Genomic DNA, 25417 nt, shown 5'->3' with positions numbered 1-25417 from the left:
TGTGGAATGCAGTTACAAACTATCGGGTCCCCGAAAAACATCTGAATCCGCGACCGCAACCACCGCTCTCCCGGGTCGTTGTCCTGCGACCCGCGCCAGGCCATGTGCAGCTCGAACGAGCGCACCGGTAAGGGTGGATCTTCCGCTCGCAAGCCGCCCGCTGAGGTCAATGCCTCGGCGGCATAGTCCGGCACGGTCGCAAGAATATCGGTGCCCGCCAGCAAGGTGCCGAGGCCGTTGAACTGCGGCACGGCCAGCACGACGTGGCGTTTGCGATCGAGCTTTTCCAGTTCTTCATCGATAAACCCGCTCAGGTCGCCGGCAAAGGACACCAAGGCATGGGGGCGGGCGCAGAAGTCGTCCAGGCTCAGGGAGCCCGGTACGCTGTCGGCGCGCAGCAATTTTGGCATGCTGCGGCGCAGCACTTTGCGTTTGGCGTTGGCCGGCAGGTCGGCGGTGTAGCTGACACCGATGGAGATTTCGCCGGAGGCCAGCAGGCCGGGCATCAGGATGTAGTTGACGCGGCGCACTACCAGCACGATGCCGGGGGCTTCGGCGCGCAGGCGTTTGAGCAGTTGCGGCAGCAAGGCGAATTCGACGTCGTCGGACAGGCCGATGCGGAACACGGCGGTGCTGGTCGCCGGGTCGAACTCGGCGGCGCGGCTGACCGCGGTGGAAATGGAATCCAGGGCCGGGGAGAGCAGGGCGAAGATCTCTACCGCACGGGCAGAGGGCTCCATGCTGCGACCGGTGCGCACGAACAGCGGGTCATCGAACAGCCCGCGCAGGCGCGACAGCGCCGCGCTGATCGCAGGCTGGCCGAGGAACAGCTTCTCGGCGGCGCGGGTCACGCTGCGCTCGTGCATCAAGGTTTCGAATACGATCAAGAGGTTAAGGTCGACACGACGCAGGTCGTTACGGTTCATCTTGTGTCCTGGAAGAGTCAGCAAACTTGACGAGAGCGGCCATATGAGAACAATGCCCGGCATGAATCTTACGGGGAAAGGCTGGTACTCTGCACAGGATAATTGAGTTTTCCTACAAGACTTGGTGTCTGTTCCTCAGAAGCTGAATCAATGACAGGCATGTCGACTATTAATGGTGACCGGTGGTCTTACCTGTAAAGCCCAGATAGAGTTCAGGGCATTAGAAGTTACTTTGACGAGGTTTGCGATGTCCCGCACGATCCGTTTTCACAAGTTTGGTCCGGCCGAGGTGCTCAAATGCGAAGAGCATGCAGCCGCGCAGCCCGCACCGGGCGAAGTGCAGGTGCGTGTCGAGGCGATTGGCATCAGTTGGTACGACATTTTGTGGCGCCAGAACCTGGCGTCCTCCCATGCGCGTTTGCCCTCAGGGCTGGGTCATGAGATGGCCGGCGTGGTCGTGGCCGTTGGCGACGGTGTGGATGATTTGGCCGTGGGCGACAAGGTGGCCAGTTTTCCGGCCGAGAGTCCCAACGATTACCCGGTATACGGCGAACGGATCGTATTGCCGCGTTCGGCGCTGACCCGTTACCCGGATGTCTTGAGCCCTATCGAAGCGAGTGTGCACTACACGCCGCTGCTGATCGCGTACTTTGCCTACATGGACCTTGCACGGGTCAAGCCTGGGCAATTTGCCCTGGTCACGGATGCCAGCCACTGCGCCGGTCCGTCCTTTGTCCAACTGGGCAAGGCCTTGGGTGTGCGGGTGATCGCGGCGACCAAGGACAGTACCGAGCGTGAGTACTTGCTGTCCCTCGGTGCCGAGAAGGTCATCGCTACCGAAGAGCAGGACTTGCTGATGCAGATCAACAAGATCACCGATAACCGCGGCGTCGATGTGGTGTTCGATGGTTTGGGTGGCCCGCAGATGTCGTTGCTCGGTGATGTGCTGGCCCCCCGTGGCAGCCTGGTGCTCTATGGCCTGCAGGGCGGCAACCAGACGCCATTCCCGGCGTGTGCGGCGTTTCAGAAAAACATTCAGTTCTTTGTGCACTGCATCGGCAACTTCACCGGCAAACCGGAACTGGGCATCATCCAGGACCATGTGGCCCTGCAGCGAGCATTGCGCGATATCAACCAGTTGACTGCCGACCGCGTGCTCGTGCCATTGAAAACCACGGTGTTCCCGTTCAACCAGTTCGTGGAAGCGCACCGCTATATGGACGAATGCCCGTGCCGCGAGCGTGTGGCCTTGCAGGTTGAAGCTGTTTAAGATGTAGGAATATTCGCAAACAAGTCGTTATAGCCCTTGGCGCATGAGGCAAATGCGCCATTTCACAGGGCTTAAACCGCGCGCGCCGTTGCGCGTCGACTGGGCTTCCGAGCCCCTGAAATCAGTACTTTCTCCCTGACGCCGCCCTGTATTGCAGTGCGGCGCAGTCGTGTGTGCGTCCTTTGCACAACCCGCTGTCGCTCATCTGCACTGCTTTCATGCGGGCTTCTGTATCTATGAATCATTATTCCAGCACTGATAATTACCGCTTCAACTTTCATCTCAAGGAACGAGCAATGATTGATTCTATGACGCAGCTGCCAATAGTTGACCCTGTCAGGCGCAAGTCCCTTGCGTGGGGGCGCGGCAATAGGCTCTGGCATAAAAAGTCGCTCTCCAATAAATTGGAAAGTTACTTAAGTTCATTTGTCAGACGCCTCCTTAAATGAGGGGTTAAGAATGTGTAGGAGTATGTCAGAACTATCCTAGGGCCGCCGCCTAGCCCCGCAATCCCTAGGATTTGAAGGGGGCATGCATATTTTATGGGCAGGATGCTCACCCCGACGACCCCTGCCATTTTGTTGCCCGATGCTAATGTCTATTTATTGACGCGCGGCACGGCGCGCAACTCTCCTGCACACGTAATAGGTCGAGCAAATACTCTCAGCAGTTGCTTGAAACTGATATTTCAACTTAGGTAGTAGAACGATGAGCACTATTCACGAACAAGCTATGAATCACGTTTATCAGCAAGTTCTGCAGCGTTTAGTTGGGCACTTCAGCCGCTCGGGGCGTACGGCACTCCAGCTATTGATCCAGCGTATCGTCGTGGCGGCCGGGGGCATGGAGCAGGTGGGAGAATACAAAGTGCTGGTCACCCATGGTGGCGGTGAGGTCAGCAGCTATACCCTGGCGTTGCTGCGTGCTGCCCAATTGACGATTGCCGGGCGTGCGCCGCGTACCTTTCACCTGCGCGTCGCCACACTGCGCTATGCGGGGATGACCGACGAGCAACTCGACACTCTGGATCGCGGCTACAGCCGACTGTTCCTGCATGATGATCCGCGCGTCGAGTTGTTGATGGTAGAGAACCAGGAGATACAACCTTTCAACCACTTGCGTTCGTCGTCGCTGGTCGCTCGTGAAAAGAGCCAGCGCAACCGGCTGATGGTGGTCACGTGACCTCCGGCGACTGCCGAGAAACACTCTGCAATGACACGTACCTGGCCCTGGGTGACTTCTACCAGCGTGTCACCACCTGCAACGGTGGTGTGCATGCGCTGGTCACCGGAGATTCACCGCGCAAGCAAAGCCAGTTTCTCGCCTGGGTCAAGAAAACCGCCCAGGGCGCTGGCATTCCTATCGCCAGAGCCCGGCCGCTGATGCTGCACGAGTTGTTTGCGCGCATGGACGAATGGAGCGCCGGGTACTACCGCGATGTGTATGGCGAACACTATGTGGCCGACGACAACCCCAGCAAGGCCGGCCATCGCCATCTGGCCTATATCGGCATCGCGGACCTGCTGGAAGATGTCGACCTCGCATCATCGTCCCTGCTGAGCGAGTTCATGGCCTATGCGCCTGATCCGCTGGGCTTTCACTTCAGCCACCCGGCGTACTCCTACCCGCTGCTGATGGCGCACTTGCGCGGCCTGCAGGCTGAATGCCTGCGCGAGCTGGACTACGAAGACGGTGTCGATAGCTTTATCCAGCAAGCCAGCCAGTACCTGCATCACTTGCGGATGCCGGAAGAACTGCTCACGCGAGCCACGACCCAGGAAGGGCGCATTCAGGCGAGTATCCGGGCCCAGCAGTTTTTTGGTCTGGATGAAACACAGTTGACCTGCCTGTTGTTTTCGCCGTTTATCCACCATGGCGAACGACTCGAAGGCTTTTTGCGCCAATGCCACCCGGGCATGCTGGTGGCCTTGCCCGAATTGCACAAGGCGCTCCAGGGCAAACCCTCGGCCGAGATGCTGCAGCAGTGGGTGATGGACATCAGCGGGCTGTCGATGCCGTTGCTCCAGCACTTGTATAAACGGCGGCCGCTGCTGCCGCGCCGCGCCAGGCTGCGCACGGCCTGCGCCGCGGACGACGGTGCCGCGCAGGCCTTTCAATTGTCCGAGCGATGACCCTGCGCGGCGAGCGGCAGGCGGACTTTGCGTATCAGGCGGTCTATCGCTACATGATCTGCCTGATCAATGAAGTCAGTACCGACACTCGGGTAAAGCTGCCTTCCTTGCGCCAGTTGGCCGAGCGCCTGAATGTGTCGATCTCGACGATCCAGTACGCCTATTCGTTGCTGGAAAAGGAGGGCCGGGTCTATTCAGTCGCCAAGTCGGGTTATTACGCCTGGCCGGTCTCGACCAACGCACTGGCGTGGAGCGGCGGGGATCTGCTCGATCGGCTCTACGCCGCGGCGAGACGTCCCGGCATGGTGGTGCTCAGTGGTGACGAACCGGCACTGCTGGCCTCCCTGGATGGCACCTTGTTGCGACTGGAGCGTGAACTGGTGCGCCAGTATCCCGGGCATCTCCAACCCTGGTCGCAGCCTTGCGGCGTGTGGGAGCTGCGTACGGCGCTGGCGGCACGCTATACCTCATCGCCTACGCGCTGCTGGCACGCGGATGATGTGTATGTCGGCGCGACTTGCGCGGCGTGCTGGACATTCTGATCGACGTGCTGGCCCTTAGGGGGACCACGATGATCGTCGAGTCGCCCTGCGACTGGTTGATCCTGCGCTTGCTGCAGGACGTCGGGGTGCGCATTCTCGAACTGCCCTGGACAGCGGAAGGCGGCCTGGACCGCGACAGCCTGGAGCGGCTGTTGCGTGATGAACCCGTGCGCCTGGTCTTGCTGTCATCGGCGGTGAGTTTGCCGGCGGGCGTGTGCATGTCGGCCCACGAGCGCCTGGAGTTGGCGCGCCTGCTGGAGCGCTACGGCTGCTGGCTGCTGGAAAACGACACCTTCGGCGACTTGAGTTTCGAGGCCACGCACGCGGCGTTGCGTGAACTGGTGAATCCGGAGCGGCTGGTGGTGTTTTCATCGTTCGAGAAAATACTGGGACAGGAAGCGCCCTATGGCTACCTGCTGTGTCGGCGCATGAGCGGTGAGCTGCAGCGTCAGTTCCTGCTGCGCTCATTCCGCCTATCGTCGATTCGCCAACGCGCCATCGCGCGGTTGTACCAGAGCGGCCGGGTTGACCAGCACCTGCACGCGCTGCGCGATCAGTTAAGTGAACAAGCGGCGCGCATGGACCAGCGTCTGGCCCAGCACCTGGAGGGGCAGGTGACGTATCGAATGCCGGCGGCCGGAGCGACATTCTGGCTCAGGTCCACGCACGCGGTGGATATGCGCCAGGCTTTCCAGCGCTTGTTGGCGCGCCAGGTGGTGGTGGCACCGGGTGAATTGTTCAGTGCCAGCGGCTTGCATCACCAGAACCTGCGCTTGAGTCATACCTTCCATGGGCAACCCAACCTGGACGTCGCGCTCGCAGCCTTGAGCGAGGCATTGCGCCAGGCTGAGACCGGGTGAGATTTCTCTTAGTGTTGTAGGATTTATAACGTCGCGCAGTAGTCCAACTCTCAGTAAACTGCCACTTTTCCGAATCCTTCTTCTTGAGGTTTATGCATGACAATCAGTCCTTTTGCGGGCAAACCGGCGCCGGCACACCTGCTGGTGGATATCCCGCGACTGGTCACGGCCTATTACACCGGCCAGCCTGATGCAGCGATCTCCACCCAGCGCGTGGCCTTCGGTACCTCCGGGCATCGTGGCAGTTCGTTCGAGCTGAGTTTCAACGAATGGCACGTGCTCGCCATCAGCCAGGCCATCTGCCTGTACCGCGAAGCCAAAGGCATTGACGGTCCGCTGTTTGTCGGCCTGGACACCCACGCACTGTCGACGCCTGCCGGCGCCAGCGCCCTGGAAGTGCTGGCCGCCAATGGCGTGCATGTCATGCTTGCCGAAGGCGATGAGTACACGCCAACCCCAGCGATTTCCCACGCCATCATCTGCTACAACCGCGGTCGCACCAGCGGCCTGGCCGACGGTATCGTCATCACGCCGTCCCACAACCCACCGCAAAGCGGCGGCTATAAATACAACCCGCCCAACGGCGGCCCGGCCGACACCGATGTCACCAAGTGGATCGAAGCCAAGGCCAACGAACTGCTGGCCAACAAACTGGCCGGGGTCAAGCGCATCAGCCATGCCCAGGCGCTCAAGGCTGACACCACACACCGTCACGACTATTTGAACACCTACGTGGCCGACCTGATCAATGTGATCGACATGGACGCCATTCGCAGCGCCGGCTTGCGCCTGGGCGTTGATCCGCTGGGTGGAGCAGGGGTGCGCTACTGGTCGGCGATTGCCGAGCACTATCGCCTGAACCTGGACGTGGTGAACACCGAAGTCGATTCCACCTTTCGCTTCATGAGCGTCGACTGGGATGGCCAGATCCGTATGGACCCGTCCTCCAGCTACGCCATGCAAGGTTTGATCGGCCTCAAGGAACGCTTCGATGTGGCCTTCGCCTGCGACCCGGACCACGACCGCCACGGCATCGTCACCCCGTCCGGCGGCCTGTTGGCGCCGAATAACTACCTGGCGGTGTCCATCGATTACCTGTTCCAGAACCGTGCCGACTGGCGCGCCGATGCGGCCGTGGGCAAGACCGTTGTCAGCAGCGGCCTGATTGACCGCGTCGCCGCGCGCATTGGCCGTCGCCTGTACGAAGTACCGGTGGGGTTCAAGTGGTTTGCCGATGGCCTGTTCGACGGCTCGCTGGGCTTCGGCGGCGAGGAGAGCGCCGGCGCCTCGTTCCTGCGCAAGGACGGCAGTGTATGGAGCACCGACAAGGATGGCCTTATCCCGGCCTTGCTGGCGGCGGAAATGACGTCGCGCAAAGGCCAGGACCCGAGCCAGCTCTACCGCGGCCTCACCGATGCACTGGGCGAACCGTTCGCCATCCGTGTCGACGCCAAGGCCACGCCGGCGCAGAAGGCATTGCTGGGCAAACTGTCGCCGCAGCAGGTGACCTCCACGGAACTTGCCGGTGAGCGCATCCAGCAAGTCCTCAGCCATGCGCCGGGCAACAACCAGGCGATCGGCGGGCTCAAGGTCATGACCGAAAACGGCTGGTTCGCCGCACGGCCATCGGGCACCGAGGACATCTACAAGATCTACGCCGAGAGCTTTATCGGTGAAGACCACCTCAAGCAGTTGGTGGAAGAGGCGCAAGTGCTGGTGGACGGCGCAATCAGCTCCAACTGACACCCTGCTGTAAAAATGTGGGAGGGAGCAAGCCCCTCCCACATTTCGATCAGGCCAAATCGACCAACACGATCTCGCTGTCCTCAACGGCCGTGACGCGCAACACCTGCTCATTCTCAACCGCCACACCGTCTCGCGCCTGCGCACGCAGGCCATTGACTTCAATCACCCCCGTGGCCGGCACCAGATACGCCCGGCGTCCGTGATCCAGCCGGTATTCGGCACTTTCCCCGGCTTTCAGGTTGGCCGCTACCAGGCGTGCATCGGCGCGAATGCGCAGGCTCTCGCTGTCCCCGGCTTTGCCGCTGGCCAGGGTCACAAAGCCCTCGCGGTTGCCCTGGGGAAACGGTTTGGCGCCCCAGGAAGGCGGCAGGCCGGCTTCATTCGGGATGATCCAGATCTGGAAAATCTTGGTCGGCGTCGCTTCCAGATTGTACTCGCTGTGGGCTATCCCGGTGCCGGCACTCATCACCTGTACATCGCCAGCCTCGGTGCGGCCTTTGTTGCCCAGGTTATCGGCATGGCTGATCGCACCTTCGCGCACATAGGTGATGATTTCCATATCGCGGTGCGGGTGCTGCGGGAAGCCCGTGCCCGGCGCGATGATGTCGTCGTTCCACACCCGCAGGTTGCCCCAGTGCATACGTTTGGGGTCGTGGTACTCGGCGAACGAGAAGTGGTGGTGAGCGTCAAGCCAGCCATGATGGCGCCGCCCAGGGAATTGAAAGGTCGAAGTTCAAGCATGATTGCCTCCTGTTGATGGCCCTATCATCCGACAGCTCATCATCGATAAAAAGCGTAAAAAGTGCCTGATTCCTATCGGTTAGCTTGATGTGTTATTGAGGTTTTGACTTTCACTTCATCGCCTAACCGCATGACTGCGCAGCAATTGGCTGGAACTGAGGGGCGTTTCCGGCGACCATGGCGCACTTGTCAAAGCCAAGCTCATCGCAGGAGTCCGCGTGCCGCAACGAAAGCCTGATCTGCCCCCTGAACTGCGCCCACTGGCCGAGATGCCGCTGTTGAAACGCCTGGCTGCGCGCCTGTTTGGCCATGGGTTGACCCGCCTGCGTGCGCAGCACCGGTTTTCCTGGTTGCATGGGCAAGCCGATGGCTTTCGCAGCGGGCATGAGGCGGGCGTGGAGTACGGTTACCGCGAAGGCAAGGCCGAGGGTATCGAAGAAGGGCGTCAGGTCCTGTTGATTCGCGATTTCCGTGCGGATGGACACCGTGCTCCCGGCGTTGACGACAGCCTGTTCGACGACTGGCGGCTGCCTCTGACCGCCGACCTGAAAAAGCGTATCAAGGCCGATGTCGCCCGTTTGCTACCGGCCCATGCCCAGCCGAGTGCGGCGCAATGGAAGATGATCTTCAGCGATACGCCGTCGACGTCGGTGATTGCAGGTGCAGGGGCGGGTAAATCCACCTCGCTGGTGCTGCGCATTTTGCTGCTCACCCATTACCTGGGCTTTGAACTGAGCTCGATGACGGTGGTGACGTTCACCCGTGAATCGCGCAAAGACTTCATCAGCAAGCTCATGGAAATCCTCAACCTGTGGGGCCAACCCCTTGCTCTTAAAGAGGCTGAGGCGGTGGTGCGGACCTTCCACTCACGCATCCTGCCGATGGTGCGCAGCCTGCCGGGCTTTGAGCGCCTGCAAGCGTTCGAGAACCTGAACTCGGGTTTTGAAGGTACCGACAGCAACCCGTTCGACCTGCGTATCAATGACGCCCAGCGCCAGCAGATGAACGCCTGCTATCACCGACTGCACGGCCGTCATCCACGCTTTCGCGAGTTGATCGCGCCATTGGCCCGTCATGGCTTGCAGCTCAAGGAGCTGGAACGTGACCATCCGGATGTGCAGAAACGTGTGGCGGTCACCGAATTGGCCGCCAAACGCGATGAAGAGCTGTGCGATGTGATCGAAGACCTGTGGTTTCGCGCGGGGGCCTGGCCGATCAAGGGCATCGAGCCCAATCGTCAGACCGTGGAGATCAACGGCGCGCTGTTTCATTGCCACGGCTATATCGCGGAACTGGATGCCTGGGTAGTGCTCGGCTTCGACCCGCGGGAAAACGCCCAGCTCAGCCGGCCCAACGCCAAGTTGTCGGTCCGGGCGGAATGGGCGGTGAAGCGCACACTGTTTCAAGCTTTCTGTCGTAAGCCTTTGATTTGGCTGGATAGCTATGAGTCTTCCAAGCGTCTCCTGAGCAGCCTGGCGGGTGACGCTACAGCCGGCCCCGGCTTTGATTACAGGGTCAAGGGTGAGCTGGCCTCGGCGCCGCTGCTGGACAGTTTTGTCATGGCTGCGGGCTTTATCGAGAACCTCGGCCTGGACGTACCGGCCGCCGTGGGCCAGATGAGCTTTGCCAAGGATGATCCGGACCGTTTCTTCTTTGAAGCCTTGAGCATTTTCTGGAGGGCTCTGGAAGACCACTTGCTCGAACAATCGCCACCGATCATGACGTATAACCGTATGTTCTCGTTGTTTGGCGAAAACACCCCGGAAAACCTCAAATTACTCAGCGATCCGTTGCTGCGACCCCTGTCGCACCTGATGATCGATGAATTCCAGGACGTTTCGCCGCAAATCGTCTCGTGGATCCGCGCCAGCCTGCGCGAAATCCGCAGCCGAGGCCCGGCCATGCACGTCGGGCGTGGTGCACAGCGTTCTTCACTGTTGTGTGTGGGCGATGACTGGCAGTCGATCTATGGCTGGCGCGGCAGTTCGCCGATGTACTTCATGGAGTTCAATCAGCAGTTCCCTTCACCGAGCACCACCCGAGTCATGCTGGGCGAGAACTACCGCAGCCACCAGCACATCATCGACGCGGCCGAACACATCGTGCGCGCCGCGCCAGCGATTCCCGGCAAGAAGGCCAAGGCCAGCGGCGCGCCCAAGGTACTGGAGCCGGTCAAGGTATTGGCACGCGACGATGCTGCGCTGGGACGTCAATTGGCTGCGCACTATCAGAAAGGCGAGTCCATATTAATGCTCTATCGAAAAGGCAGCGATAAGCTACTGATTCAGGAGCATATTCAGGCGGTAGTTAATGTGGATTCTAGCTTGCCGCCAGCGGCTCGCCGGTTGAAGCAACTGACCTATCACAGCGCCAAGGGCCTGCAGGCCGATGCGGTATTTCTGCTCGGGGATTGCCAGCATGTGACCAGCTCGCCCTATAAGAACCAGGTATATCGCATGGCGGGTCTGGGCAAGGACGGTGATAGCGAACCCTATGACACCGCGCAAAAGGACGAGGTGCTGCGCCTGGCCTACGTCGGCATTACCCGGGCCATCAGCCATTGCTACTGGTATGTGGAAAAGCCCGAAGGCCAGGCCGTGAATGTGCCCAGGGCCTCGGAGCGGGTGGATGGGAAAAAGGCTTTTTTTGACGACCAGCGCGATAGACCAGGATTCACGCCCGCAACGACAGCGGCGGCACAAAAGACGCCAGTTCATCCTCCACGGCCTCGATAATCCGTTCCACATCGGCGGCATTCATCACCGTGGCGCATGGGATGCCGGCAATGGCGATCAGGGTTTCGCCGCTGGCGCGATCGAACAGGCGGGCGACCATACTGCCAGGCGCGTCCATGCTTCCCTCGAAGCCCATCGGATGGAAATGCCAGCGCATCAACTGGCAGGCGTTGGGGAACGTCACTTTATTCATGTTGCCCACCTTGTTCATTGAGCGCTTCCTTTAGCTCGCGGCAGGGGCCATGACCGTCATTGGGCATGGCGTCGGAGCATTAAAAATAGCATTCGTTCGCAACGGCAAAGTGAATTTTTTCGCTCCGTTCGGCGGTTGTTTTGCATCGGGTTGACGTGGGTCATGTCTTGCTCAAGATTTGGCGAAATGCCATCAGTCAGGAGCTGCACCAAGCCATTGAACACCTCGACCGCGGCCTGGACGCGCTTCCGTTCGCATGGGGCGCTGATTGGTCATATTTCGCGGCTCTTTGGATTCGCTGCCTAGACGTATTTATCTGTAACTTCCTCATCTCCTTTCAATGGGACGGGGCAAGGAATGCTCACATCTAACAAGGCCGGGCGATTGCGCATAGGCAGGGTTTCACAAGTGGGCGGCGTGTATTTGTTGACCGCCGTGGTAGACCGACGGGAGCCGATCTTCGACGATTGGCGTCTTGGGCGACTGGTGGTGAAGCAGTTTCGCGAGGCGCACGAGGATAAGTGGGTTAACTCTTTGGCATTTGTCGTCATGCCAGACCATGTGCATTGGCTGGTCCAACTCCAGAACAAGACGTTGGCAGAGCTGATGTGCCGGCTTAAATCGCGCAGCAGCCTGGCGGTCAACGGGGCCATGGGTCGTAAGGGGCGGCTATGGCAGAAGGGCTACCATGATCGTGGCGTACGGCATGAAGAGGACTTGAAAGACTTCGCGCGTTACGTGGTGTTGAACCCCGTTCGTGCAGGGTTGGTAAAACGTGTTCACGATTACCCGCTTTGGGATGTGTGGTGGCTGTGAGGCCGCCACGCAGCCTCGCTTGCGCTCGACAGCTGCTACGTGCGACACCCCCTCGGCCCCCGTAGCAGCTGCCGAGCGCAAGCGAGGCTGCGTCGGCCACACCGCCGATCTCGAAGAACGCCTACGGTTTTTCCAAGTCATGCCCCAACGACTGGATAAACAACGAGAACAGCTCCGGCTGTGACGATATGTCCAGCTTCGCGTACAGATGCCGACGGTGCACTTTCACGGTGTCCGGCGATATGTTCAGGCGCTCGGCCATGGCTTTTGAGGAAAACCCGCGCAGCACCAGGCGGGCAATTTCCAGTTCGCGCTCCGACAGCACGCCGCTGCCGAACTGGCTCAAAGCATCCCGTATCTGGCTGTCCATGGCCGGCACGCGTTGAGTGCTCTGTTGCCAATGCTGCTGCATCAGCGGTAACACCCAGGCCGCCAGCGTGGTCATCAACCCGGTCTCGTCCGCGCTGAAGCGCCGCTGCATGCCCAGCGACAGTGACAATGTGCCCGCACCCGGCAGTTGCAGGATGAACTGCACTTCGTCTTCCAGCACGTTGTCGTGGAAATAGTTGAGGAAGTATTCGCTCTGGCGAAAATGGTCCGGCGCGACTTCCTCCAGGCGGTACACGCCGCTGGCATAACCTTCGCGACAGGCTTGGAAAAACGGGTCGAGCAGGTACAGACCATTGAGGTACGCCAGCATCGAGGCCGGTTTGCTGCTGGGCTGGGCGTCGTATTCCTCCAGGGCTTGGGGTGGTCCTTCCAAAGGATAGAAAATCGCCAGGGCGTTATCGAAAGGCAGGCACTGGTGCAGCAACAGCACCAACTGTTTCCAGAACCGCTCGGTGCCGAGGTGTGCGACGGCGCGGCCCAGGCCGGCGTGCATGGCAACTTCGCGAAACAGGCGCATAGGGCAGGCTCCCGCCATCCAAAGATCGGCCAAGGGTTCGGTTTTTGCTGAGTATCGTCAAGGGGAGTACGCCAATAGGGGAATAGGCCGACAACCGCGGGTTCGATAACGTCGCTTTCATCCAACGGGAAACATATCCCGGAAAAACAGCATTTTTCGTTTCTGCCTCACACCAAGAACAACGACAGAGGATAACGATATGAGCACTTCCCCCAGGCCCGACGGCGTGTTGAAACCCACCCTGAGCGTGTTCGATGTAGTGGCCATCACCGTCTCCGCCGTGACGCCCGCAAGCTCCGTGTTCGTGATCGCGCCCTTTGCCATCCAGCAAGCCGGCAGCGGTGTGTTCCTGGCGTTTGTGATGGCCGGCCTGCTCGCGCTGATGTTCGCCTTCTGCTACGCCGAACTGGGCCGCGCCCACAACAGCGCCGGCGGCGAATATGTGTACGCCAAGCGTGTGTTCGGCGGCATGGCCGGCTACGCGACCTTCCTCACGGTGCTGGTGATGTTGCTGTTTATCCCGCCGGTACTGGCGACCGGTGCCGCGACCTACCTCAATAACGCCTTGGGCACGACGTTCGATTCGCAAACCGTCGCCCTGGTGATCGTGGTGTGCAGCTACGCCCTGGGCATCCTCAATATCAAGCTCAACGCCTGGATCACCGGCACCTGCCTGCTCCTTGAAGTGGCGGCTTTGCTGGTGATCGTGTTTATCGGTTTCGGCCATCCGGTGCAGCCCGCCAGCGTGTTGTTCCAGCCGCAGATCGTCGAAAACGGCGTGCTGCACCTGGCGCCCTGGGCCTTGGTGGTCGGCGCGGTGGGTATCGGGCTGTTTTCCTACAACGGCTATGGTCCGGCGGTGTTGCTCGCCGAAGACATGAAATGCGGCGGCAAGGGTGTGCACAAGGCGGTGCTGTGGTCCCTGGGACTGGTGGTCATTATCGAACTGGTGCCGATCACCGCGCTGTTGATAGGCGCACCGTCCCTGAGCGCGATGATCAGCAGCCCCGACCCCATCGGCTACCTGCTGACCAGCCACGGCAATGAAACCCTGTCACGCCTGGTCAGCGCGGGGATTTTCCTGTCGGTGTTCAATGCCATCGTCGCCATCGTCATCCAGATCGGCCGCGTCGTGTTCAGCAGCGGGCGCGATGCGCTGTGGACGCCGGGCATCAACACACTGTTCACGCGCATTCACCCACGCTGGGATTCCCCCTGGTTGGCTACGCTGTTCCTGGCCGTCCCTTCGGCGCTGCTGAGCTTCAGCTCCAACCTGGCCGACCTGACGTCGTTCAGCGTGCTGTTGATCATCCTGGTGTACCTGGTGGTGGCATTGAGCGCGTTGATGAGCCGCGTGCGGTTGCGCGACCGCGAACATCCCTACCGCATGCCGCTGTGGCCGTTGCCGGCGTTGCTGGCGGTACTGGGCGCGGGGTACCTGTTGATCACGTTGATCATTGCAGCCTCGGTGCGCGACATCCTGGTCATCCTCGGCTTGCTGACTCTGTCGGTGATTTTCTATTGCATCAGCGGCCGGACGAGTCCGGTCTTCCAAAAACTGTAAGGAGAGGTTATGCGCGCACGCCAATTGGGCATTACGTTGGGGCTGGGCACGCCCGGCGAGTTGAATGCCATCACCGATGTGCCCGGTGTTCGGGTCGGTCACAGCACACTCAAGGCCCGCATTGACGGCAAACAGGTGCGCACCGGCGTCAGCGTGATCCAGCCACGCGCCGTGGAGGCGCGCCAGCAACCGTGCTTCGCCGGTTACCACGTACTCAACGGTAATGGCGATGCCACCGGCCTGGAGTGGATCAACGAGTCGGGCCTGTTGACCACGCCGCTGGCGATCACCAACACCCACAGCATCGGTATCGTGCGCGACACCTTGATTGCCCTGGAACGCGAGCGCCTGGCCGACCCGGCGGTGTACTGGTGCATGCCGGTGGTGATGGAAACCTATGACGGCCTGCTCAACGATATCTGGGGCCAGCACGTGCGCCCTGAGCATGTGCGCGAAGCTGTCGACAACGCGCAAACCGGCCCGGTGCAGGAAGGAGCGGTGGGCGGCGGCACCGGGATGATCTGCCATGAGTTCAAGGGCGGCATCGGCACCGCGTCGCGGCGCTTGCCGGCGGAGCAGGGCGGCTGGACCGTCGGTGTGCTCGTGCAGGCCAACCACGGCAAGCGCCAGGAGCTGCGAGTCGACGGCTACCCGGTGGGCCGCCGGCTCATGGACATTCCCTCGCCATTCGCCGAGCGCGGCACGCCAGGCATGGGCTCGATCGTGGTGATCCTCGCCACGGATGCGCCGCTGTTGCCGCACCAATGCCAACGCCTGGCGCAACGCGCGTCCATCGGCATCGCCCGTACCGGCGGCGGTACCGAGGACTCCAGCGGTGACCTGTTCCTGGCCTTCGCCACTGGCAACCAGGACCTGCCACCTGCGGATTACGGGCGCAAGGGCCTGCCGTTTTGCAGCACGTTGCGGATGGTCAACAACGATCATATTTCGCCACTGTTCAGCGCAGCGGCGGAAGCGGTGGAAGAGGCGATCATCAACGCAATCCTGGCCGGGGAGGACATGGCCACCGACGACGGTGTGCAGGTGCCGGGTCTGGCCGGCGAAACCCTGGTGCAGGCGTTGCAGGCTACGGGCTGGCGGGTGTGCCGAGAGTGAGGCGAGGTTAATGCTTAGTTGAAGTAGTGGCTGTTTAATGTCGCCAATGCCACCGTGGCAATATATTGGATCCATTTATCAAGTGCGCCGCTGAAGTTGAGCGGCGTTAGCGCTATTTAATATTTAAATAAGAGCGGCCTGCTTTTTGTCCGACAAGCTCACACCGCCCCAATAAATACGGTATGAACTAGCGTTAGTTGCCAAATCGAAGATTTTTCACCCTGGAAATAGAGGTAGACGAAAGATTTCAAGTTGTGTCAGTTTCATGACGCCTTCAAAAGAGGCGAGTGATAGGACGATCTCGCCAGCGGGGTTCCTATCGAACAAAGACTGATGCACTTGCACACAAGGAAGTACGTTTATGTCCAAAGTAAAAGACAAGGCTATCGTGTCAGCGGCGCAAGCCAGCACCGCTTACTCGCAAATCGATAGCTTCAGCCATCTGTATGACCGTGGCGGCAACCTCACGGTTAATGGCAAACCCTCCTACACCGTTGACCAGGCAGCCACCCAGCTGCTGCGCGACGGCGCCGCATACCGGGACTTTGACGGCAACGGCAAGATCGATCTGACGTACACCTTCCTCACCTCGGCGTCCTCGGCCACCCTGAACAAACATGGCATCTCCGGGTTCAGCCAGTTCAACGCACAGCAAAAAGCACAGGCCGTACTGGCCATGCAATCCTGGGCGGACGTGGCCAACGTGGCGTTCACCGAGAAAGCCACCGGCGGTGATGGCCACATGACTTTCGGCAACTACAGCAGCGGCCAGGACGGCGCCGCGGCCTTCGCCTACCTGCCCGGCACCGGTGCAGGCTACGACGGCACCTCGTGGTACCTGACCAACAACAGCTACACGCCGAACAAGACCCCGGACCTGAACAACTATGGCCGGCAGACCCTCACCCACGAAATCGGCCACACCCTGGGCCTGGCTCACCCCGGCGACTACAACGCCGGCGAAGGCGCGCCCACCTACAACGACGCGACCTATGGACAGGACACGCGCGGCTACAGCCTCATGAGTTACTGGAGCGAGAGCAACACCAACCAGAACTTCAGCAAAGGCGGGGTCGAAGCCTATGCCTCCGGCCCGCTGATCGACGACATCGCCGCGATCCAGAAGCTCTACGGCGCCAACTACAACACCCGCGCCGGCGACACCACCTACGGTTTCAACTCCAACACCGGGCGTGATTTCCTCAGCGCCGGTTCCAATGCCGACAAGCTGGTGTTTTCGGTATGGGACGGTGGCGGCAACGACACCCTGGACTTCTCCGGTTTCACCCAGAACCAGAAGATCAACCTCAATGAAACCTCGTTCTCCGACGTAGGCGGCCTGGTGGGCAACGTGTCCATCGCCAAGGGCGTGACCGTCGAGAACGCGTTCGGCGGCGCCGGTAATGACCTGATCATCGGCAACAACGCCGCCAATGTCATCAAGGGTGGGGCCGGCAACGACCTGATCTATGGCGGCGGCGGGGCGGACCAACTGTGGGGCGGCACGGGCAGTGACACCTTTGTGTTCGGCGCCAGTTCCGACTCCAGGCCAGGGGCGGCGGACAAGCTCTTGGACTTTACGTCGGGCTCGGACAAGATCGACCTCAGCGGCATCACCAAAGGCGCCGGCCTGAGCTTCGTCAACGCATTTACCGGGCATGCCGGCGATGCGGTGTTGAGCTACGCCGCAGGCACCAACCTGGGCACCTTGGCGGTAGACTTCTCCGGGCACGGCGTGGCGGATTTCCTCGTCACCACGGTCGGCCAGGCAGCGCTCAGTGACATCGTAGCGTGATACAAGGGCGCGGCGTTTCGACGTCGCGCCTGCCCGAGGGAGCGTGAAAATGCAGCGTTTTTTCAATGTGATCGCCTGCGGGTTGCAGGTGATGTTCGTGTCGGCAGGAGCCCACGCAATGGCGAGCAGTCTTGTATTACCCACCACGGCCCAGTTGGCCGGGCATTGGCAGTTGCACCAGCAGGATCAGGTGTGTGCCCTGGACCTGTTCGAACAGGCGAATGCGCTGGGCGGCGATGTGGCCTGTGCCGAGCAATGGCTGGGAGAAAAACCCCTGACCTGGTCGCCGACACCTGACGGCATCTGGCTGTTCAATGCCGAGGGCAGCGGCATTGCACACTTGAATCGCCAGAAGAGTGGCGACTATCAGGCCCGCACCAAAACCGGCGCCGTCATTGAACTAAAACGAACGCCTTAGTTATCGCTATAAGCTTATTACTGGATTTTATTAGTTGTTTGGCCTGTATCAGGGGCTCGGGCAGCTTATGCGCGCAATTTGGTTCAAGGAAGATAAAAAACATATGGCCAAACCCCCTGTTGTTGCGCCGTTATTCAAAGCGTTGGGTGAATACAAGAGTATCTTGATCAGTATTGGCTGCTTCACCGCCTTGATTAACGTGTTGATGCTGGTGCCGTCGATTTACATGCTGCAAGTGTATGACCGTGTGCTGTCCTCCCAGAACGAAACCACCCTGGTGATGTTGACGCTGATGGTCGTGGGCTTCTTTGCGTTTATTGGCACCCTGGAAGCGATCCGCAGTTTTATCGTGATCCGCATCGGCAGCCAGCTGGAGCAGCGTTTCAACCTGCGCGTGTACAAGGCCGCGTTCGAACGCAACCTGCAACGCGGCGAGGGGCATGCCGGGCAATCCCTGGGCGACCTGACCCATATCCGCCAATTCATCACCGGGCCGGCCTGTTCGCGTTCTTCGATGCGCCGTGGTTTCCCATCTACCTGTTTGTGATTTTCCTGTTCAACCTGTGGCTTGGCATACTGGCCAGCGCCGGCGCGCTGCTGCTGATCGGCCTGGCGTGCCTGAACGAATACCTGACCAAGAAGCCTTTGGGTGCGGCCAGCGGTTTTTCCCAGCAATCGGCCCAGTTGGCCACCAGCCATTTGCACAACGCCGAAACCATCCAGGCCATGGGCATGCTCGGTGCGTTGCGCAAACGCTGGTTTGCCGTGCATACGCAGTTCCTGGGCTTGCAGAACACCGCCAGTGACACCGGTTCGGTGGTCACCTCATTGAGCAAATCCCTGCGTCTGTGCCTGCAGTCCCTGGTACTGGGCCTGGGCGCGTTGCTGGTGATCCGTGGCGAGATGACAGCGGGGATGATGATCGCCGGTTCAATCCTGATGGGCCGGGTACTCAGCCCTATCGACCAACTGATCGCCGTATGGAAGCAATGGAGTTCGGCCAAGCTGGCCTACCAGCGCCTGGATGACTTGCTGCGCGAATTCCCGCCGCACGTGGAGCAGATGGCGTTGCCCGCGCCCAAGGGCCAGGTGAGTTTCGAGCAGGTGAGCGCAGGCCCGCCGGGGCGGCGTCTGGCGACCTTGCAGCAGGTCAGCTTCAACCTCGCCGCCGGCGAAGTGCTCGGCGTGCTCGGCGCCTCGGGGTCCGGCAAATCCACCCTGGCCCGCGTACTGGTGGGGGTATGGCCAACGCTGGCCGGCACCGTGCGCCTGGACGGTGCGGATATCCATCGCTGGGACCGCGACGACCTTGGCCCGCACATCGGCTATCTGCCTCAGGACATCGAACTGTTCAGCGGCAGCATCGCCGACAACATTGCGCGCTTTCGCGAGGCCGACCCGGAGCAGGTGGTGAAGGCCGCTCGGCAGGCCGGCGTGCACGAGCTGATCCTGCGTTTGCCCCAAGGCTACGACACCGTCTTGGGCGACAACGGCGGCGGTCTGTCCGGCGGCCAGAAACAACGCGTGGCCCTGGCCCGTGCACTGTACGGCGGGCCGCGCTTGATCGTGCTGGATGAACCCAACTCCAATCTCGACACCGTCGGCGAAGCCGCGCTGGCCAGTGCCATCGTGCAGATGAAAGCCCAGGGCAGCAGCGTGGTGCTGGTCACCCATCGCTCCTCGGCGCTGGCCCAGGCCGACAAGTTGCTGGTGTTGAGCGATGGGCATTTGCAAGCCTTCGGGCCGAGCCAGGAAGTGCTGCGTGCCTTGTCCGGCCAGCAGGAAGCACCCAAGGAAAAACCGGGCGTCAGTTTCAGTCGTCAGTATCAAGCCGGAAGGAATCCAGGCGCATGAGCAGCCTTACATTTGCACAACGTGACGCGCGGTTTTTCGTACGCGTAGGCTGGTGGCTGACCGTGGTCGGCGCCGGCGGTTTTTTCCTCTGGGCCAGCCTGGCGCCCCTGGACCAGGGCATTCCGGTCCAGGGCACAGTGGTGGTGTCCGGCAAGCGCAAGGCTGTGCAAACCCTCAGCCCCGGCGTGGTCAGCCGCATTCTGGTGCGCGAGGGTGAGCAGGTGAAGCAGGGCCAGCCGCTGTTTCGTCTCGACCAGACCCAGAACCAGGCCGATGTGCAGTCGTTGCAGGCCCAGTACCGTATGGCCTGGGCCAGTGTGGCACGCTGGCAGAGTGAGCGTGACAACCAGGCCGGCGTGACCTTTCCGGCCGAGCTGAGCGCCAGCCCCGATCCGGCCCTGGCGTTGGTGCTGGAAGGCCAGCGCCAACTGTTCAGCAGCCGCCGGGAAGCCTTTGCCCGTGAACAAGCCGGTATTCGCGCGAATATCGACGGCGCCTCGGCGCAGTTGAATGGCATGCGTCGCGCCCGCAGTGACCTGACCGCCCAGGCGCAATCCTTGCGTGACCAACTGAATAACCTGCAACCCTTGGCCGACAACGGCTATATCCCGCGCAATCGCTTGATGGAATACCAGCGCCAGTTGTCCCAGGTGCAACAGGACTTGGCGCAGAACACCGGAGAAAGCGGCCGGGTAGAGCAGGGCATCCTCGAGTCGCGGCTCAAGTTGCAGCAGCACAGCGAGGAATATCAGAAGGAAGTGCGCAGCCAACTGGCCGATGCACAACTGCGCAGCCTGACCCTGGAGCAGCAACTGACCTCGCCGGGTTCGACCTGCAGCACAGTGAAATCAACGCCCCGGCCGACGGTATCGCCGTCAACCTCGGTGTGCACACCGAAGGCGCCGTGGTGCGTGCCGGCGAAACCCTGCTGGAAATCGTGCCCCAGGGCACACGCCTGGAAGTCGAAGGGCACCTGCCGGTGCATCTGGTGGACAAGGTCGGCACGCACCTGCCGGTCGACATCCTCTTCACCGCCTTCAACCAGAGCCGCACACCAAGGGTGCCGGGGGAGGTCAGCCTGATTTCCGCCGACCAGATGCTCGACGACAAAACCGGCGCGCCGTATTACGTGCTGCGCACCACGGTCAGCGACGCCGCCCTGGAGAAACTCCACGGCCTGGTGATCAAGCCCGGCATGCCCGCCGAGATGTTCGTGCGTACCGGCGAGCGCTCGCTGCTCAATTACCTGTTCAAGCCGCTGCTCGACCGCGCCGGCTCCGCGTTGACCGAGGAATGAGCATGAAACCTGTGTTCATTGCCCTGCTGTTCAGTTGTGCCAGCGCCCAGGCTGCCATGGGCCCCTTCGATGTGTACGAGCAAGCCCTGCGCAACGATCCGGTGTTCCTCGGGGCCATCAAGGAGCGCGATGCCGGTCTAGAAAACCGCACCATCGGTCGCGCCGGTCTGCTGCCCAAGCTGTCGTACAACTACAACAAGGGTCGCAACAACTCCGAGGCGCACTTGCCGGACGGGCGCGGCGGCAGCTACCGCGACGACCGCAACTACAACAGCTACGGCTCCACCTTCAGCCTGCAACAGCCGTTGTTCGACTACGAAGCCTACGCCAACTACCGCAAGGGCGTGGCCCAGGCGCTGTTTGCCGACGAGAGTTTTCGCGACAAGAGCCAGGCCCTGCTGGTGCGCGTGCTGACCTATTACACCCAGGCGCTGTTTGCCCAGGACCAGATCGACATCGCCCGCGCCAAGAAGAAAGCCTTCGAGCAGCAATTCCAGCAGAACCAGCACTTGTTCCAGCAAGGCGAGGGCACCCGCACCGATATTCTCGAAGCCGAGTCGCGCTATGAGCTGGCCACCGCCGAAGAGATCCAGGCGCTGGATGAGCAGGACGCATCGTTAAGAGAGCTGGGCGCGTTGATCGGCGTGCAGAGCGTCAACATCCACGACCTGGCACCCCTCAACCAGGGCTTTGCGGCGTTTACGCTGAGCCCGGCCAACTACGACAGCTGGCATGAACTGGCGCTCAGCAGCAACCCCACGCTTGCATCCCAACGCCAGGCCCTGGAAGTGGCGCGCTATGAGGTGGAACGCAACCGCGCCGGGCACCTGCCCAAGGTCACGGCCTACGCCAGTTCGCGCCAGCAGGAGTCCGACAGCGGCAACACCTACAACCAGCGCTACGACACCAACACCATCGGCGTGGAAGTGAGTGTGCCGCTGTATGCCGGTGGAGGCGTCTCGGCCGCAACCCGCCAGGCCAGCCGCGCCATGGAACAGGCCGAGTATGAGCTGGAGGGCAAGACCCGCGAAACCCTGATCGAACTGCGTCGGCAGTTCAGCGCTTGCCTGTCCGGTGTGAGCAAGTTGCGCGCTTACCAGAAGGCACTGACCTCGGCCGAAGCGCTGGTGGTGTCGACCCAGCAAAGCATCCTCGGCGGCGAGCGGGTCAACCTCGATGCGCTCAACGCCGAGCAGCAGCTGTACAGCACCCGTCGCGACCTGGCGCAGGCGCGTTATGACTACCTGATGGCCTGGACCAAATTGCACTACTACGCGGGCAACCTGCGTGAGACCGACCTGGCAAAGGTGGACGAGGCCTTTGGCCCCATGAGCACGCCCATAACAACAAACGGAGGTTTTGATGAGCACTGATGTGTCGCGTTTCAAGCCGTTTACCGCAGGTTACTTGTTGCTCTTGTCCGTGACGGCACAGGCGCAATACACCGAGACCGGCCAACCCGGTAACCCCGCCAGTTGGCGCTCCACCGAGTACCTGAGCGACTGGGGCCTGGACCGCATGCAGGCCAACCAGGCCTACGCCGCCGGGATCAGCGGCAGTGGGGTCAACATCGGTGCGCTGGACTCGGGCTTCGATGCCAGCCACCCCGAGGCGTCCAGGGACCGCTTCCACCCGGTCACCGCCACCGGCACTTACCTGGACGGCAGCCCGTTCAGTACCACGGGCGCACTCAACCCGAATAACGACTCCCACGGCACCCACGTCACCGGCACCCTGGGCGCCGCGCGTGATGGCGTCGGCATGCACGGCGTGGCTTATAACGCGCAGGTCTATGTGGGCAACACCAACGCCAACGACAGCTTCCTGTTCGGCCCCACCCCGGACCCCAAGTATTTCCAGGCGGTGTACGGCGCCCTGGTGGATTCCGGCGTGCGCGCCATCAACAACAGTTGGGGCAGCCAGCCCAAGGATGTCAGCTACCAGACCCTCGGCGACCTGCATGCCGCCTATGCCCAGCACTACAACCGTGGCACTTGGCTGGACGCAGCGGCGCAAGTGGCCAAGGCCGGTGTGATCAATGTGTTCAGCGCCGGCAACAGTGGCTATGCGAATGCCAGCGTACGTTCGGCGCTGCCGTATTTCCAGCCGGAGCTGGAAGGGCACTGGCTGGCGGTGTCGGGGCTGGATAAAGCCAATAACCAGAAATACAACAAGTGCGGTATCGCCAAGTACTGGTGCATTTCCACCCCGGGTGCATTGATCAACAGCACCATTCCCAATGGCGATTATGGGGTGAAATCCGGCACCTCGATGTCGGCGCCCCATGCCACGGGGGCCTTGGCGCTGGTCATGGAACGCTACCCCTATATGACCAACGAGCAGGCCTTGCAGGTGCTGCTGACCACCGCCACCCAGCTCGACGGTTCGACCACCCTGGCTCCCAATACCAGCGTGGGCTGGGGCGTGCCCGACCTGGGCCGGGCGATGCACGGGCCGGGGCAATTGCTCGGCGCGATGAACGTGAATCTGGCTGCCGGGAGCGGCGATCTGTGGAGCAACGGCATTTCTGATCAGGCCCTGATCCAACGCCAGGCCGAGGATACGGCCGAGCACGCCGCCTGGCAGCAAACCCTGATCGACAAAGGCTGGCAAAACGGCGTGAGCGTTAGCGCCAGCCAGCAGGACCAGACGGACTATGCCGTGGGGACAGCCCGTGACCGCGCTGCGGCGAATCGGGTCTACGTCGGCAGCCTGGTCAAGTCCGGCGCGGGCACCCTGGTACTCAGCGGCGACAGCACCTATCGCGGCGCCACCACCGTCAACGGTGGGTTGCTGGCCGTCAACGGTTCGCTGGCCTCGGCGGTAACCGTGAACGACAACGGCACCTTAGGCGGTTCCGGGCGGATTGCCGGGTTGTCGGTGAACAGTGGCGGGCGCGTCGCACCGGGCAATTCCGTGGGCACCTTGCAGGTGGCGGGGGATGTGAACCTCGGCGCGGGCTCGACCTACGCCGTGGAACTGAACCCCACTGGCAGTGACCGGATTGTCGCCGGCGGCCAGGTCATCCTCGGCGGCGGCAACGTCACCCTGGCCCTGGAAAACAGCCCGACGTTGCTCAGCGCGGCGCAGGCGCACAGTCTGATCGGTCGCCAGTACAGCATTCTCCAGGCGGCGGGCGGTATCCAGGGGCAATTTGGCCAGGTACTGCCCGATTACCTGTTCCTGGGTGGCCGCCTCGATTACGCAGGCAATGCCGTGCAGCTGGACGTGGTGCGCAATCAGGCGAGTTTCGCCAGCGTCGCGGCCAACCGCAATCAGCGTGCGGTGGCCGATGCCGCCGAACAACTCGGCGCGGGCAACCCGGTGTATGAAAGCCTGCTGCGCTCCGACTCCCTGGCCACTGCGCGGCAAGGCCTGCAGCAACTGTCCGGCGAGATCTACCCGGCACTGGGTGCCCAACTGATCAACGACAGCCGCCAACTGCGCGATGCGCTGGGTGAGCGGCTGCATGACGAAGCGGCGACGGCGCAGAGCAACCTGTGGCTCAAGGCACTCGGTGCCTGGGGCAAGACCGACAGCCGCAGCGAAACCGCCGGTTCCACCGCCTCCCTCGGCGGCCTGCTGCTGGGCGTGGACGGTGCGCTGGATGAGCAGACCCGTGTCGGCGTAGTCGCAGGCTACAGCGACAGTTCGCTGAACATGGGCAGCAGTACCCATTCGCGGGCCGCCGTCGACAGCTACCACTTCGGCGCCTATGCCGGGCGCGAAATCGGCGCCTGGCGTCTGAGCGGCGGCGCCACTTATAGCTGGCACCGCGCCGACGTTAAGCGCGACCTGCAATACGGCGAGGTCAGCGGCAAGCAAAAGGCCAAGCTGGACGCGCGCAGTGCGCAGCTGTTTACCGAAGCCGCCTACCGCCTCGCGCTGCAACCCCTGACGCTGGAGCCGTTTGCCAACCTGGCCTACGTGCACCTGGAGACTGATGCATTCCACGAAAAGGGCGATGCCGCCGCCTTGCAACGCGGCAGTGAGCAACGCGATGCCGTGCTCGGCACCCTCGGCCTGCGCGCGTTGAAGACCCTGGCGCTCAACGATCACCAACAACTGGAACTGTCTGGTTCGCTGGGGTGGCAACACAGCCTGGGCGCCGTGGAGTCCGAAGAACATCTGGCGTTTGTCGGCGGCGGTTCTTCATTCGCCGTGCGCAGCGCGCCGTTGCTGCGGGATGCAGCGCTGGTGGGCGTGCAGGCGAGCCTGGCGCTGAGCCCGGCGACGCGGGTCAACCTTGATTACAACGGGCAGTTGGGCGGACGCGCGAAAACCCAAGGCGTGGGCTTGAGCCTGAACTGGCAGTTCTAAAGCCACGCCACAGACCCAAATGTGGGAGGGGCGGTGCGACGATTCGACTTGCCCCCGATGGCGGCCTGACAGCTGACCAGGATGTTGGATCAGACCGAGTACATATCCGTTTCTGCGGTAACGGCTGCAATTGGTTCCGCTTTTACAGCGGGTCACTTTTGGAAGAGCGCCAAAAGTAACCAAAA

The 25417-nt window shown here is 61.5% G+C and carries 12 protein-coding genes and 6 pseudogenes; 14 read left to right on the top strand and 4 right to left on the bottom strand.

The genetic code is table 11. The features are described 5' to 3' along the window. Positions 1-23: 23 nt before the first annotated feature. Positions 24-926: pseudogene (locus JWR98_RS18390) on the bottom strand (LysR family transcriptional regulator); the annotation flags it as partial. 247 nt (positions 927-1173) lie between these two features. On the opposite strand from JWR98_RS18390, the gene JWR98_RS18385 reads away from it, so the two are divergent. The 4 genes and pseudogenes from JWR98_RS18385 (at position 1174) to pgm (ending at position 7473) form a co-directional block, all read left to right on the top strand. Next, positions 1174-2196 carry a zinc-dependent alcohol dehydrogenase family protein gene (locus JWR98_RS18385; protein ID WP_205490753.1) on the top strand — a complete coding sequence of 341 codons (1023 nt, stop codon included), beginning with the start codon at positions 1174-1176 and terminating at the stop codon, positions 2194-2196. 708 nt (positions 2197-2904) lie between these two features. Continuing rightward, positions 2905-4328 (top strand): annotated as a pseudogene (locus JWR98_RS18380) (hypothetical protein). After that, positions 4325-5730: pseudogene (locus JWR98_RS18375) on the top strand (aminotransferase-like domain-containing protein). The pseudogenes JWR98_RS18380 and JWR98_RS18375 overlap by 4 nt, the downstream one beginning before the upstream one ends. Positions 5731-5826: 96 nt before the next feature. Continuing rightward, entirely contained in the window at positions 5827-7473 is a 1647-nt protein-coding gene (gene pgm / locus JWR98_RS18370; RefSeq protein WP_078733290.1) for a phosphoglucomutase (alpha-D-glucose-1,6-bisphosphate-dependent), read from the top strand. A gap of 49 nt (positions 7474-7522) precedes the next feature. Here pgm and JWR98_RS18365 read toward each other — a convergent pair. Continuing rightward, a pseudogene (locus tag JWR98_RS18365) lies at positions 7523-8217 on the bottom strand (pirin family protein). A 218-nt stretch (positions 8218-8435) separates the two neighbouring features. Between JWR98_RS18365 and JWR98_RS18360 the strand changes: the two are divergent. After that, positions 8436-10952: a UvrD-helicase domain-containing protein gene (locus JWR98_RS18360; protein WP_341869732.1), complete on the top strand. Its 2517-nt coding sequence runs from the start codon at positions 8436-8438 to the stop codon at positions 10950-10952. Here JWR98_RS18360 and JWR98_RS18355 read toward each other — a convergent pair. Beyond that, the gene (locus JWR98_RS18355) at positions 10891-11163 is read right to left on the bottom strand and encodes a DUF1652 domain-containing protein (protein ID WP_003174017.1); all 273 of its coding nucleotides are present in this window, start codon (positions 11161-11163) and stop codon (positions 10891-10893) included. The two genes, JWR98_RS18360 and JWR98_RS18355, sit on opposite strands and share 62 nt — an antisense overlap. Before the next feature lie 339 nt (positions 11164-11502). Between JWR98_RS18355 and JWR98_RS18350 the strand changes: the two genes are divergently transcribed. After that, complete coding sequence (locus tag JWR98_RS18350; protein WP_078733288.1) at positions 11503-11961, top strand: REP-associated tyrosine transposase; 459 nt, start codon at positions 11503-11505, stop codon at positions 11959-11961. Positions 11962-12082: 121 nt separating this feature from the next. On the opposite strand, the gene JWR98_RS18345 is transcribed toward JWR98_RS18350, so the two are convergent. Next, positions 12083-12868, bottom strand: coding sequence for a helix-turn-helix transcriptional regulator (locus tag JWR98_RS18345; RefSeq protein ID WP_078733287.1), 786 nt, complete (start codon positions 12866-12868; stop codon positions 12083-12085). A gap of 199 nt (positions 12869-13067) precedes the next feature. Here JWR98_RS18345 and JWR98_RS18340 point away from each other — a divergent pair, with 199 nt between their 5' ends. The 8 genes and pseudogenes from JWR98_RS18340 (at position 13068) to eprS (ending at position 25232) form a co-directional block, all read left to right on the top strand. Continuing rightward, positions 13068-14432, top strand: a complete 1365-nt coding sequence (locus tag JWR98_RS18340; protein WP_205490751.1) for an APC family permease — start codon at positions 13068-13070, stop codon at positions 14430-14432. Between the two features lie 9 nt (positions 14433-14441). After that, positions 14442-15548 carry a DmpA family aminopeptidase gene (locus JWR98_RS18335; protein WP_205490749.1) on the top strand — a complete coding sequence of 369 codons (1107 nt, stop codon included), beginning with the start codon at positions 14442-14444 and terminating at the stop codon, positions 15546-15548. 361 nt (positions 15549-15909) lie between these two features. Then, positions 15910-17343: a serralysin family metalloprotease gene (locus JWR98_RS18330; RefSeq protein WP_205490747.1), complete on the top strand. Its 1434-nt coding sequence runs from the start codon at positions 15910-15912 to the stop codon at positions 17341-17343. Between the two features lie 49 nt (positions 17344-17392). Continuing rightward, positions 17393-17761, top strand: a complete 369-nt coding sequence (locus JWR98_RS18325) for an AprI/Inh family metalloprotease inhibitor (RefSeq protein WP_078733283.1) — start codon at positions 17393-17395, stop codon at positions 17759-17761. A 103-nt stretch (positions 17762-17864) separates the two neighbouring features. Continuing rightward, a pseudogene (locus tag JWR98_RS18320) lies at positions 17865-19615 on the top strand (type I secretion system permease/ATPase). Further along, positions 19612-20912, top strand: a pseudogene (locus tag JWR98_RS18315) (HlyD family type I secretion periplasmic adaptor subunit). Before JWR98_RS18320 ends, JWR98_RS18315 begins: the two co-directional pseudogenes overlap by 4 nt. Positions 20913-20914: 2 nt before the next feature. Continuing rightward, positions 20915-22285: a TolC family outer membrane protein gene (locus JWR98_RS18310; protein ID WP_205490745.1), complete on the top strand. Its 1371-nt coding sequence runs from the start codon at positions 20915-20917 to the stop codon at positions 22283-22285. After that, on the top strand, positions 22275-25232 hold the full coding sequence (gene eprS, locus JWR98_RS18305) for an autotransporter serine peptidase EprS (RefSeq protein WP_205490742.1): 2958 nt from the start codon (positions 22275-22277) through the stop codon (positions 25230-25232). Before JWR98_RS18310 ends, eprS begins: the two co-directional genes overlap by 11 nt. The last annotated feature ends 185 nt before the right edge of the window (positions 25233-25417 follow it).

It is taken from the genome of Pseudomonas lactucae, from assembly GCF_016937615.1.
Lineage (GTDB): Bacteria > Pseudomonadota > Gammaproteobacteria > Pseudomonadales > Pseudomonadaceae > Aquipseudomonas > Aquipseudomonas lactucae.
Note: the sequence above shows the minus strand (reverse complement) of the source record. Positions and strands in the feature narration are given on the sequence as shown.

What these genes read in the sequence shown, in the direction of transcription:
- JWR98_RS18385 (WP_205490753.1), top strand. Translation starts at nt 1,174, where the DNA reads ATGTCCCGCACGATCCGTTTTCACAAGTTTGGTCCGGCCGAGGTGCTC.
- pgm (WP_078733290.1), top strand. Translation starts at nt 5,827, where the DNA reads ATGACAATCAGTCCTTTTGCGGGCAAACCGGCGCCGGCACACCTGCTG.
- JWR98_RS18355 (WP_003174017.1), bottom strand. Translation starts at nt 11,163, where the DNA reads ATGAACAAGGTGGGCAACATGAATAAAGTGACGTTCCCCAACGCCTGC.
- JWR98_RS18350 (WP_078733288.1), top strand. Translation starts at nt 11,503, where the DNA reads ATGCTCACATCTAACAAGGCCGGGCGATTGCGCATAGGCAGGGTTTCA.
- JWR98_RS18345 (WP_078733287.1), bottom strand. Translation starts at nt 12,868, where the DNA reads ATGCGCCTGTTTCGCGAAGTTGCCATGCACGCCGGCCTGGGCCGCGCC.
- JWR98_RS18340 (WP_205490751.1), top strand. Translation starts at nt 13,068, where the DNA reads ATGAGCACTTCCCCCAGGCCCGACGGCGTGTTGAAACCCACCCTGAGC.
- JWR98_RS18335 (WP_205490749.1), top strand. Translation starts at nt 14,442, where the DNA reads ATGCGCGCACGCCAATTGGGCATTACGTTGGGGCTGGGCACGCCCGGC.
- JWR98_RS18330 (WP_205490747.1), top strand. Translation starts at nt 15,910, where the DNA reads ATGTCCAAAGTAAAAGACAAGGCTATCGTGTCAGCGGCGCAAGCCAGC.
- JWR98_RS18325 (WP_078733283.1), top strand. Translation starts at nt 17,393, where the DNA reads ATGCAGCGTTTTTTCAATGTGATCGCCTGCGGGTTGCAGGTGATGTTC.
- JWR98_RS18310 (WP_205490745.1), top strand. Translation starts at nt 20,915, where the DNA reads ATGAAACCTGTGTTCATTGCCCTGCTGTTCAGTTGTGCCAGCGCCCAG.
- eprS (WP_205490742.1), top strand. Translation starts at nt 22,275, where the DNA reads ATGAGCACTGATGTGTCGCGTTTCAAGCCGTTTACCGCAGGTTACTTG.